The sequence below is a fragment of the Janthinobacterium sp. NFX145 genome, from assembly GCF_049810325.1.
Classification (GTDB): Bacteria; Pseudomonadota; Gammaproteobacteria; order Burkholderiales; family Burkholderiaceae_D; genus Janthinobacterium; species Janthinobacterium rivuli.
The window spans coordinates 6,409,069-6,421,248 of record NZ_CP187360.1 but is presented as its reverse complement, the minus strand read 5'-3'; the positions used below and the strand labels follow the sequence as shown (position 1 = coordinate 6,421,248).

Genomic DNA, 12,180 nt, shown 5'->3' with positions numbered 1-12,180 from the left:
GCGAATTATAGCCCTACGTCGCGATAGCAGCAAGTCTTTCATCCAAGATTTATTAGTCAAGGTTTTGTATCGCTGTCCTGACCCAGCGAAAACCCAGTCTTTCCTGCTCCATGCGAAGGCACTCGCCCAAAGCATGTTCATGCAGTATTTTAAACAGGGCCAGTTCCTCATGCGTCAAGCGGGTCAGATTACCACCGTGGCGTTTATGCGGCTCTTCACTTCCCCACAACAAGCGGTGCGCTTCCAGGGTCGCGATGTCCATCAGCATGGAGCGTGCTTGCGGCAAGTATGCGCGCAAGCGATCCAGTATGGCAAAACCGTGCGTATCGATATCGCCCCAGTAAATTACTTCCTTGTCAGCCAACCAGGGCACATCGCCGAGGCGTTCGACACTATAACCGCCACCGAAAATCACCATGCTGTCTTCAACCTCCGGAAACGCCAGGCCATTGATTTCATTCTCGGTAATAAAGACGCGTTTTACATTGACATGCAAGGCAGCGAACTGCGCTACCGGTACGCTCAGGTCAGACAAACCAGCGATATAATGACGCGGATCGAGCAGGCGAAAACGTATCAATACCGGTTTGCTCAATAATCCATAACGCGTTTCAAATTGGCGCGCCCCGACGGCCTGCGCGTTGATCGCCTCGGGCAGCATTAGCTGATCCAGTAATTCCGCCAGCAAGGCCTTGCGCGTTTCGATGAATTTTCCATCCACCCCAGCGATGTCGAGTTCGCGCAAGTAAAGCTGCGGACGTGGATGCGCCACAAACCATTGCAAAATCAGCACGATGCGTTCCCATGCGGGCGCGTGCTCGAGCAACAGCATCGGACGGCGCGCGATCCAGCCAGCCAAAGCAGGAAAAACCTGCAGCGTCAGCGTCAGCAATTGCTCGAAATGCCGCTTCTCCGCCATTTTTCCGATCAGCCGCAAGGCGTCGCCCTCTTCGTCCACGGTCAAGCCAGCCGGCATGCGATTGCGCCCCAACTGGCGATGATTGATATCACGCCATTCGATGGTGTAGCCGTAGCCCTTGTGACTCTTGCTGCCTTCGTCAAGTTGGTGGATCCAGCGCCGCACTTCATCGAATTGCTCGCCCAGGTTCGCCGAGGCTGGCTGGCGCAGATTGAGGTGCAAAGGAAACAGCGCGCTCTGATTGACATGCGCAGCCAGCAGGCGACCGCTGTCCCACAGGCGCAGTAACTGTGTACGAATGTCGGCCGGCGTGGTCCAGTTGCTGCTCATGGCACTCATGCGCCGCGAGCCTGGCGCTCGGCCTGGTACCGCTCGATGCTCAGGCAGCGCAACATCGATTGCCGGCCCTCTTCGCTATGCACGAAGCCAAGGCCGGCAACATAGGGTTCGATGATATGGATTTTTTGCAACGGCGTGACGATCAGCAATTGCAGATTCATGCGCTTGAACAGTTCCAGCCCATAGCGCGCGGACTCATCCGAGCCGCGGCCGAACGCCTCATCGATCACGACAAAACGGAAGGATCGCGAACGCACGACGCCCCACTCCAGGCCGAATTGGTATGCCAGACTGGCGGCCAACACGGTATAGGCCAGCTTTTCCTTCTGACCGCCGGACTTGCCACCTGCATCAGTGTAATGTTCATGCTCGCGGTCATCTTCACGCCAGCGCTCGGAGGCCGAAAACACAAACCAGTTGCGCACATCGGTCACCTTGCGCGTCCAGCGCTTGTCCACCTCGCCGCTCCCACTGCGGCCACGGAAGCGCTCGATAATCGTTTTGACCTGCAGAAATTTGGCTTCCGTATATTCTTCATCGCTCGATCCCGTCAGCGCGCCTTCCGTGCAGGCACGCAAGTCGGCCTGGAAATCGCGCAGGTCAGCGTCCAGGTTGGGCTCGGCCTCCAGCGCGATATAGCGGTTGGGGTTGTAATCGATATCGTGCAGCGAGCGGTTGATGATATCGATACGTTCGCGTATGGTTTCACGTTCGCGCTTGAGCTGTGATTGGAAGCCAGCAATTTCGCGTATCGTGTTTTCATTGAGCAATTCCTTGAAGCGCTGCGCAAAGCGTGGCAAGTCATCGGCCTGCAGTGCCGCCAGCATCTTGCCAAACTCGCCAGCGGCATTGATGCTGACATCGACTTCACGCGTATCGAGCGGCCACGCCGTGACGTAATCACTCATGGCGTTGATGATACGATCGCGCAAACCGGCGATTTTCTTGCTGTCGGCATCGATACGCGCCTGCAAGAAAGTGCGCATGTCTTTTTCACGGTTGTCGCACGACTCCACCGTCAGTTTGTGTTCGCCCAGCGCTTCCCCCTGTAGCCGCTGCAGCAAGGGAAAATACAGCTCACGCGCGTGCGACGGCGTGGCGTCCAGCAACTGTGCGCAATCGCCCAAGTGACCGCTGGCCTGCTCCTGGCGTTCGCTGAGTCTGGCGTGCTCGGTGGTGTGGCGGCTAATGTCGTCATCCGTTTTGGCTTGCGCTTGCGTCAACGCCTCAAGCTGGCCCTGCAGCTCTTGCAGCAGATCGGACGCCGCTTCCAGTGCCTCTTTTTCACGCAGTAATTGTTCGATCGCCAGCAGCAAGGGCTTCCAGTCCAGTTCGTCGAAATGCTGGAACACTGCCAGTTGCTGCCAGTGACCCAGGCGGTCCTGATGCGTTTTGACATCAATGCCCAGTGCACTGATGCGTGCACGATGGGCGGTGATGCGCAATGACAAATCACGCGCCTGCTTTTCCAGCGCCGCGATCTTGGCCTGGTTGGTCCAGCCCAGCACATAACGGGTGCGGTCTTGCAACTGATGACGGTCATCCTTTTCATGGCGCTCGCCACCCGCCTTGATCTGGCCGTTGTGCGTGATGGCCAATTTTTCACGTTGGAATTGCTGCAGCGATTCACAGCATGCGTAGTCGAAACGCCGCGCCAGTTCACCGGCGATCCAGGGATAAAACGCCGAATCCGGCTTGATGGACAGCTTGCGCACCAGGGAGTCCGCATGCAGCGGCCGTGCTTCCGGCACATTGACCGCGCGTACCCGAAAATACACCAGGCGCGCTCCAAGATGGCTGCGGTCCACCCATGCCGCCACCGCCGCATAATGGGCTTCCGGCACCAGCAGCGCCAGGCCGAAATTGTGCAGCAAACGTTCGGCCGCGCCCTCCCACGCGCCAGCATCGTCGCGTACCTGGATCAACTCGCCAACAAAGGGCAGCTCATCACCATCGAGATCAAGCGCGCCGCACAGCAAGTCACGCAGTTTCAGCATCTGGCCTGGAATATTCGAGCGGCGCTGGCGCAACGATGCGAGCTCCGCCGATAACTCGCCATGGCTGGCGCCCAGTTCGCGCACCATGACACCCGCCTCTGTCAGGGTGTTCTGGCACTCGTCGCGCTGCGCGACGCATTGCGCCTGGCCACTGTCGATAGCACGCAAATTGGCGCGAAAGCCTTCGTCATCGGCAGCACCAGGCAAGCCCAGCGCTTGCGCCAATTGCTCGTAGAGCGCTGCGCGCCGCGCACGCTCATCCTTCAGCGTTTGCCGGCGCGCGATCTCGGCGTCGATCTGCGCCAGGCGATTGCCGCCGTTGGCGGAAATGGCTTCCCGTATTTCATCGCGGCGCAGGCCTTGTTCGCCGCGCTGCTGTTGCAGCCGCTGCAGGCGCGCGGCGGTTTTTTCCAGTTCCAGCACCAGTTGCTCCAGGCGGCTTTCCAGCAACTCACTTTTCAAGGCAGCAAACCACGGCCGCAGCGCTTCGCGGCAGCCGCGCAACTGCTCATCCTGCTGTTGCAAGCTGGCGTGGCGTGCGCAATCGGCAGTGAGCGGCAGCAATTGCTCGATCTGTTGCTTCGCCTTGAGTACAGCTTCGTGCGCGCGATGCAGATCATCGAAATGGGCAATCAGGGCGGCAATCCGCTCTTCGACGGGAAATGCTTCAAGCATGTGCTCACGCACGAAGTCGGTCAGGTTGCCGACCGATTTCATCGACACCGTCTGGTGAAACAACTCCATCGCCTGTTCATTGCCGATGCCGAAGCGGCGGCGGAAATCGGCACCATACGGTGGAAAACTGTCGTATAGGGTTATACCCTTGCTGGCGCGCAGGCGCTTGCGCAGCTGGGTGATATCGGTACCGAAGCCAGCGAACTGATCCACGATCGACAAGGCGCTGTCCGCCACAACATAAAAACGCTCGGGCTGGCCGCGCGCATCCTTGAGCCAGAAGACCTGCGCCAGGGTCACCGTCTGATCGTAGCCTTCGTTATAAAACACGCCAAGGATCACGGCATAGGTATTCTGGTCGCGCAAGGCCACCGCGCGCGCCGTGCTGCCCGTGTCACCGCGTTCCGATTTGTAATGGCCAAGCACATAGGTACGCAGGCTGCGCTCATGCGCGTCGGCACCGGCGGCTTTGTTATAGGAAATCTTTTGAGCGGGAACCAGCAAGGTGGTAATCGCGTCGACCAGCGTCGATTTGCCCGAACCGATGTCGCCGGTCAGCAGCAGATTGTCGCCGCCCGGATGCATTTTCCACACGCGCGCATGAAAGGTCCCCCAATTCAGGACTTCGAAGTGATGCAGCCGGAAGCCCGCACGTTCAAGTAGCGCCGGCTCCGCAAAATCTAATTGGGAACTTACGCCGTCCTCATGATCCCGCGCCGTCATTCCGCATCCTCCGACAGTCCCGCGCCATGACTGGCGTAATCGTTCAGGCGTTGTTCAAAATCGCTAAGCCATTGCGCGTCAACAAAGGCCTTCAAAATGCGCCGCACTTCAAATTGCTGATCCTGTCCACGCAAACGATACAGGAAGCCCAGTTCGACCACTTTATTCAAATGCGCCTCCATGCGGTCAAGCAAACGCGCTTCATTGGCGGTGTCGGGCAGGAAAAGGCGCAATTGTTCGGTGATCTGCTCACGGCTGACAATCAAACGCGTATCGCCAGCTTGACTATCGAACTCCGCCAGCTTTTTACGCAACAGCACCAGGATCAAACTGACCGGATAACTGAGCTGGCGCCGAGGCACCAGACGCGGTAGTGCAACTTCCCCTTCCGGTGTGGCACGCTGGCGCAGATAGGCATAGCCCTCGGCTTCGTCGAGTATCAATTCCAGGCCGATTTGCTGGTAATAATCGCGCACGCGCGCTTGCAACAGCAGCAGTGGCTGCCATAAGGCGACATCGTTTTCCTGGTACAACACGCCTTGCATCAAGGCGATCAGGATCTGGCTGTAATGAGTTTCGCTGGATGAATTCATCATGCACTGAAAATAAGAAGAGGTACGGTGGCAAGCCGCGCACGACCCTGCGCATCGCTCCAGTGTATCGTTTCTTCTTGCGTATCGTCGATCACGCTTGGCAATTCCTGCGTCGCCAGGCTCAGATAAGTGGCCAGTTCCGCCAGGCCTTGCTCGAGCGGATATTCGGCGATCAGCGTGGCGAGCGACACTTGCTTGCGCTGCTGTAGCGCGCGCTGGATATTCGACGCCAGTTTCAGGCGGTCGACATGGACCTGCTCGAACAAGGCATCCGACGGCACCGGTTCGGCGGCTTCATCGAGCACGCCATGCAAAATGACGGGTTTGAAGGGCGGTGTAAACAAGATGCGATCCATCGGCGCCAGCACATTCGGTGCGGCGGCATCGATCTCGATAAAAGCGGCATGCTCGACCACCGCACGCGCATCGAGCGCCTTTTTTTCTATGTCGCGTATCAACTGCATGATGCGGCGGTTTTCCAGCCAGGCCTGATCGTCGAGATAGCGTCGCAACTGTTCCGACAAACGGGCCACCGTACGCTGCGTCACTTCGCCCGCCTCCAGCCAGTCATAATGAATACGCAGCAAGCGGCCATCGGGTGCCAGTTCGCGTACCGGATCGAGCGCCATTACCGCATTCAACAACGCCGTCAATTCATCCTGGCGAGATGGCGACATCAACAAATCCCAGAAGGCGCGAAAACTCTTGCCTTCATCGGAATCGGCGATCACATCGCGCTTGCCGAAAATTTCCTGCAGCAATTCGCCCTTGTTGCCTTCCCATGCGGCGATACGTTCACGCACCGAGCGATCCAGGCTGCGAAAATTATGTTCCACGGCACGAAAATCGGACAATAGCTCGCGTGCAGTGGACGACATTTGCAGGAAGCGCTCGCGTACCTGACCAGGCTCCATCATGTCGAGCCGTCCTTGGGCGATCTGTCCGATTTCTGCATCGATGGCTGCCTTGCGTTTCTGAAGCTCGGCGATGCGGGTACGCGGATTCAATTCGGTTCCGTCGAGAATCTGTCGCAATAAATCGAACACTGTCATCAGGCGCGATTCGGTGCCGATGAATTGGCGCTGCCCCAGGCCGAGCAGCCAGGCGATCGCCTGTTCGGTCGGCGACGTCAGATCATAGTGGGGTTCATCCTGGCCGCTCGGATAATATTTGCGCAGCCAGCCTCGTTCATCGGAAGCCCAATCGTCCAGATACGCTGTCGCGCTTTTGGGAAACAACACCTCACCAGCCAGTTCATGCAAATGATACAGATGATCATCCAGATGCGATGCCAGTTGCTGGCGTGCGATGGTACGGATATTAGGAGCAATAAAATGACGGTGCAGGAAACTGGCGATCATCGGTGCATGATCAGCGGCAAGCAAACGCCAGGCAGGATGGTTGCGGCGCTGGGCAGAAAGTTGTTGATAGTCCATCTGTACGCGTTTTGAGTCTATTGCGTACTGTAGCACCGATCAATATCACATCTCTTGATAAATCTCCAGACGAAAAAAAACCCGCCAATTGCTTGACGGGTTTTTCTCTTACTGCGAATAACAAGCCTGACGATAACCTACTTTCACACTGGTTGCAGCACTATCATCGGCGCAAAGTTGTTTCACGGTCCTGTTCGGGATGGGAAGGGGTGGGACCAACTTGCTATGGTCATCAGGCATAACTTGTACTGGCATTTGTCTCCAATTGGACGACAAAGCCTGAATCTGGAAGAAGCAAAGATTGGGGTAATGACTGGTTGTATCAACACACACGCAACGTTGTACCGTCTTATCCTCTGTACCTGCTAAGGTTATAGGGACAAGCCGTACGGGCAATTAGTACTGGTTAGCTTAATGCATTACTGCACTTCCACACCCAGCCTATCAACGTCCTGGTCTCGAACGACCCTTCAAAGAGCTCAAGGCTCTGGGAAATCTCATCTCAAGGCAAGTTTCCCGCTTAGATGCTTTCAGCGGTTATCTCTTCCGAACTTAGCTACCCGGCAATGCCACTGGCGTGACAACCGGTACACCAGAGGTTCGTCCACTCCGGTCCTCTCGTACTAGGAGCAGCCCCCTTCAAATTTCCAACGCCCACGGCAGATAGGGACCAAACTGTCTCACGACGTTTTAAACCCAGCTCACGTACCACTTTAAATGGCGAACAGCCATACCCTTGGGACCGGCTACAGCCCCAGGATGTGATGAGCCGACATCGAGGTGCCAAACTCCCCCGTCGATATGAACTCTTGGGAGGAATCAGCCTGTTATCCCCAGAGTACCTTTTATCCGTTGAGCGATGGCCCTTCCATACAGAACCACCGGATCACTATGTCCTACTTTCGTACCTGCTCGACTTGTCAGTCTCGCAGTTAAGCACGCTTATGCCATTGCACTATCAACACGATGTCCGACCGTATCTAGCGTACCTTCGAACTCCTCCGTTACACTTTAGGAGGAGACCGCCCCAGTCAAACTGCCTACCATGCACTGTCCCCGATCCGGATAACGGACCAAGGTTAGAACCTCAAACAAACCAGGGTGGTATTTCAAGGTTGGCTCCACGAGAACTAGCGTCCCCGCTTCAAAGCCTCCCACCTATCCTACACAGATTGGTTCAAAGTCCAATGCAAAGCTACAGTAAAGGTTCATGGGGTCTTTCCGTCTAGCCGCGGGTAGATTGCATCATCACAAACATTTCAACTTCGCTGAGTCTCGGGAGGAGACAGTGTGGCCATCGTTACGCCATTCGTGCAGGTCGGAACTTACCCGACAAGGAATTTCGCTACCTTAGGACCGTTATAGTTACGGCCGCCGTTTACTGGGACTTCAATCAAGAGCTTGCACCCCATCATTTAATCTTCCAGCACCGGGCAGGCGTCACACCCTATACGTCCACTTTCGTGTTTGCAGAGTGCTGTGTTTTTATTAAACAGTCGCAGCCACCAGTTTATTGCAACCCTTTCACCCTCATGGAGTAAAACCAATCAAGCTACCGGGGCGTACCTTTTCCCGAAGTTACGGTACCAATTTGCCGAGTTCCTTCTCCCGAGTTCTCTCAAGCGCCTTAGAATACTCATCTCGCCCACCTGTGTCGGTTTGCGGTACGGTCTCGTATGACTGAAGCTTAGAGGCTTTTCTTGGAACCACTTCCGATTGCTTCGTGAATAAATTCACTCGTCTCAACCCCTTGAATTCCGCACCCGGATTTGCCTAAGTGCCTTCTATGAGCCAAAAACCAACTATTCCAACAGTTGGACAACCTTCCGCGATCCGTCCCCCCATCGCATCATACGACGGTGCAGGAATATTAACCTGCTTCCCATCAGCTACGCATCTCTGCCTCGCCTTAGGGGCCGACTCACCCTGCTCCGATGAACGTTGAACAGGAAACCTTGGGCTTACGGCGTGGAGGCTTTTCACCCCCATTATCGCTACTCATGTCAGCATTCGCACTTCTGATACCTCCAGCATCCTTTACAAGACACCTTCGCAGGCTTACAGAACGCTCTCCTACCATATATATCTGTGATAAATCACAGAACAATATCCGCAGCTTCGGTGACTGGCTTAGCCCCGTTACATCTTCCGCGCAGGACGACTCGATCAGTGAGCTATTACGCTTTCTTTAAATGATGGCTGCTTCTAAGCCAACATCCTGACTGTTTTAGCCTTCCCACTTCGTTTTCCACTTAGCCAATCTTTGGGACCTTAGCTGGCGGTCTGGGTTGTTTCCCTCTTGACGCCGGACGTTAGCACCCGACGTCTGTCTCCCAAGCTCGCACTCATCGGTATTCGGAGTTTGCAATGGTTTGGTAAGTCGCAATGACCCCCTAGCCATAACAGTGCTCTACCCCCGATGGTGATACTTGAGGCACTACCTAAATAGTTTTCGGAGAGAACCAGCTATTTCCAAGTTTGTTTAGCCTTTCACCCCTACCCACAGCTCATCCCCTAATTTTTCAACATTAGTGGGTTCGGACCTCCAGGGCGTGTTACCGCACCTTCATCCTGGCCATGAGTAGATCACTTGGTTTCGGGTCTACACCCAGCGACTGATCGCCCTATTCGGACTCGATTTCTCTACGGCTTCCCTATTCGGTTAACCTTGCCACTGAATGTAAGTCGCTGACCCATTATACAAAAGGTACGCAGTCACGGAACAAGTCCGCTCCTACTGTTTGTATGCACACGGTTTCAGGATCTATTTCACTCCCCTTCCGGGGTTCTTTTCGCCTTTCCCTCACGGTACTGGTTCACTATCGGTCGATTACGAGTATTTAGCCTTGGAGGATGGTCCCCCCATATTCAGACAGGATGTCACGTGTCCCGCCCTACTTGTCGTACGCTTAGTATCACCGGTCTGATTTCGAATACGGGACTATCACCCGCTACGGTTCCTATTTCCAGAGGATTCTTCTATCAGTCCGACTATCACGTACAGGCTCTTCCCATTTCGCTCGCCGCTACTTTGGGAATCTCGGTTGATTTCTTTTCCTGCAGCTACTTAGATGTTTCAGTTCGCCGCGTTCGCCTTGCATACCTATGTATTCAGTATGCAATACCCTAAAAGGGTGGGTTGCCCCATTCGGAAATCTGCGGATCAAAGTGTGTTTGCTCACTCCCCGCAGCTTATCGCAAGCTACTACGTCCTTCATCGCCTGTAATCGCCAAGGCATCCACCATGTGCACTTATTCGCTTGTCCCTATAACGTTAGCCTCTGCTCACCGAGGTGACCAAAGAGCGCTACAGGGATAAGAAAGTACAACGTTGTTGCTTGTTTGTTGATACATACAATCATTACCCATCGATTCGCTTTTTACGGCAAACCGATCAATAAATAATCTTTACTTCTTCCAGATTGTTAAAGAACGAAACAGCTTTGATCGCTAAAAGATCAAATCTAAACCGGGTCTGTTTGACTGGCTTACATTTGCACTTTCGAGTAAAACGTGGTGGAGGATGACGGGATCGAACCGACGACCCCCTGCTTGCAAAGCAGGTGCTCTCCCAGCTGAGCTAATCCCCCTGAGATATTACTAATTAGCTGGTAGGGCTGGTTGGACTCGAACCAACGACCCCCGCGTTATCAACACGGTGCTCTAACCAGCTGAGCTACAGCCCCAACGCGGAACTACTACGACTACTGTTTCTTCTTAATTAAACAGCCGATAAGTGTGAACATTTGATGCGTGAATCATTTACATGATTCGTGCAAACTCTAGAAAGGAGGTGATCCAGCCGCACCTTCCGATACGGCTACCTTGTTACGACTTCACCCCAGTCACGAATCCTACCGTGGTAAGCGCCCTCCTTGCGGTTAAGCTACCTACTTCTGGTAAAACCCGCTCCCATGGTGTGACGGGCGGTGTGTACAAGACCCGGGAACGTATTCACCGCGACATGCTGATCCGCGATTACTAGCGATTCCAACTTCATGCAGTCGAGTTGCAGACTACAATCCGGACTACGATACACTTTCTGCGATTAGCTCCCCCTCGCGGGTTGGCGGCGCTCTGTATGTACCATTGTATGACGTGTGAAGCCCTACCCATAAGGGCCATGAGGACTTGACGTCATCCCCACCTTCCTCCGGTTTGTCACCGGCAGTCTCATTAGAGTGCCCTTTCGTAGCAACTAATGACAAGGGTTGCGCTCGTTGCGGGACTTAACCCAACATCTCACGACACGAGCTGACGACAGCCATGCAGCACCTGTGTACTGGTTCTCTTTCGAGCACTCCTCAATCTCTCGAGGATTCCAGCCATGTCAAGGGTAGGTAAGGTTTTTCGCGTTGCATCGAATTAATCCACATCATCCACCGCTTGTGCGGGTCCCCGTCAATTCCTTTGAGTTTTAATCTTGCGACCGTACTCCCCAGGCGGTCTACTTCACGCGTTAGCTGCGTTACCAAGTCAATTAAGACCCGACAACTAGTAGACATCGTTTAGGGCGTGGACTACCAGGGTATCTAATCCTGTTTGCTCCCCACGCTTTCGTGCATGAGCGTCAATCTTGACCCAGGGGGGCTGCCTTCGCCATCGGTGTTCCTCCACATATCTACGCATTTCACTGCTACACGTGGAATTCTACCCCCCCTCTGCCAGATTCTAGCCTTGCAGTCTCCAATGCAATTCCCAGGTTGAGCCCGGGGATTTCACATCAGACTTACAAAACCGCCTGCGCACGCTTTACGCCCAGTAATTCCGATTAACGCTTGCACCCTACGTATTACCGCGGCTGCTGGCACGTAGTTAGCCGGTGCTTATTCTTCAGGTACCGTCATTAGCAAGAGATATTAGCTCTCACCGTTTCTTCCCTGACAAAAGAGCTTTACAACCCGAAGGCCTTCTTCACTCACGCGGCATTGCTGGATCAGGCTTTCGCCCATTGTCCAAAATTCCCCACTGCTGCCTCCCGTAGGAGTCTGGACCGTGTCTCAGTTCCAGTGTGGCTGGTCGTCCTCTCAGACCAGCTACTGATCGATGCCTTGGTAGGCTTTTACCCTACCAACTAGCTAATCAGATATCGGCCGCTCCACGAGCATGAGGTCTTGCGATCCCCCACTTTCATCCTTAGATCGTATGCGGTATTAGCGTAACTTTCGCTACGTTATCCCCCACTCTAGGGTACGTTCCGATATATTACTCACCCGTTCGCCACTCGCCACCAGAGCAAGCTCCGTGCTGCCGTTCGACTTGCATGTGTAAGGCATGCCGCCAGCGTTCAATCTGAGCCAGGATCAAACTCTTCAGTTTAATCTCTGTTTAATGTCATTTCTGACAGGTCGGACAGTATCACTACCATCCAAATCTTTTGCATTGCAAAAGATTTGCTCACTCAAAAAACTGACAGGTTACTTCCGAAGAAGTATCCTATTTTATTATTTCTTGTGAACATTTGATATTTTAAGTTTTACACCAATCCGAAGATTGAC

The 12,180-nt window shown here is 54.4% G+C and carries 4 protein-coding genes, 2 tRNA genes and 3 rRNA genes; all 9 read right to left on the bottom strand.

Features of this window, described 5'->3' with window-relative positions; all coding sequences use genetic code 11:
• Positions 1 to 52 precede the first annotated feature (52 nt).
• The gene (locus ACPJXG_RS28875) at positions 53 to 1,249 is read right to left on the bottom strand and encodes a DUF3322 domain-containing protein (protein ID WP_235211768.1); all 1,197 of its coding nucleotides are present in this window, start codon (positions 1,247 to 1,249) and stop codon (positions 53 to 55) included.
• Between the two features lie 5 nt (positions 1,250 to 1,254).
• Complete coding sequence (locus tag ACPJXG_RS28870; RefSeq protein ID WP_035823185.1) at positions 1,255 to 4,653, bottom strand: ATP-binding protein; 3,399 nt, start codon at positions 4,651 to 4,653, stop codon at positions 1,255 to 1,257.
• The gene (locus tag ACPJXG_RS28865; protein WP_200880401.1) at positions 4,650 to 5,246 is read right to left on the bottom strand and encodes a DUF4194 domain-containing protein; all 597 of its coding nucleotides are present in this window, start codon (positions 5,244 to 5,246) and stop codon (positions 4,650 to 4,652) included. Before ACPJXG_RS28865 ends, ACPJXG_RS28870 begins: the two co-directional genes overlap by 4 nt.
• Positions 5,246 to 6,682 (bottom strand): DUF3375 domain-containing protein, encoded by a 1,437-nt coding sequence (locus tag ACPJXG_RS28860; protein ID WP_035823189.1) that lies wholly within the window; start codon positions 6,680 to 6,682, stop codon positions 5,246 to 5,248. The genes ACPJXG_RS28865 and ACPJXG_RS28860 overlap by 1 nt, the downstream gene beginning before the upstream one ends.
• A 124-nt stretch (positions 6,683 to 6,806) precedes the next feature.
• Positions 6,807 to 6,919 (bottom strand): 5S ribosomal RNA (gene rrf / locus ACPJXG_RS28855).
• 138 nt (positions 6,920 to 7,057) lie between these two features.
• Positions 7,058 to 9,948 (bottom strand): 23S ribosomal RNA (locus ACPJXG_RS28850).
• Positions 9,949 to 10,196: 248 nt separating this feature from the next.
• Positions 10,197 to 10,272 (bottom strand) — tRNA-Ala (locus tag ACPJXG_RS28845).
• Between the two features lie 19 nt (positions 10,273 to 10,291).
• Positions 10,292 to 10,368: transfer RNA gene (locus ACPJXG_RS28840), tRNA-Ile, on the bottom strand.
• A 100-nt stretch (positions 10,369 to 10,468) separates the two neighbouring features.
• Positions 10,469 to 12,001: ribosomal RNA gene (locus ACPJXG_RS28835) — 16S ribosomal RNA — on the bottom strand.
• Together the 16S, 23S and 5S rRNA genes with 2 tRNA genes alongside form the textbook arrangement of a ribosomal RNA operon.
• Positions 12,002 to 12,180 lie beyond the last annotated feature (179 nt).

Coding starts and splice junctions, on each gene's coding strand:
- ACPJXG_RS28870 (WP_035823185.1), bottom strand. CDS start 4,653: ATGACGGCGCGGGATCATGAGGACGGCGTAAGTTCCCAATTAGATTTT.
- ACPJXG_RS28860 (WP_035823189.1), bottom strand. CDS start 6,682: ATGGACTATCAACAACTTTCTGCCCAGCGCCGCAACCATCCTGCCTGG.
- ACPJXG_RS28875 (WP_235211768.1), bottom strand. CDS start 1,249: ATGAGCAGCAACTGGACCACGCCGGCCGACATTCGTACACAGTTACTG.
- ACPJXG_RS28865 (WP_200880401.1), bottom strand. CDS start 5,246: ATGAATTCATCCAGCGAAACTCATTACAGCCAGATCCTGATCGCCTTG.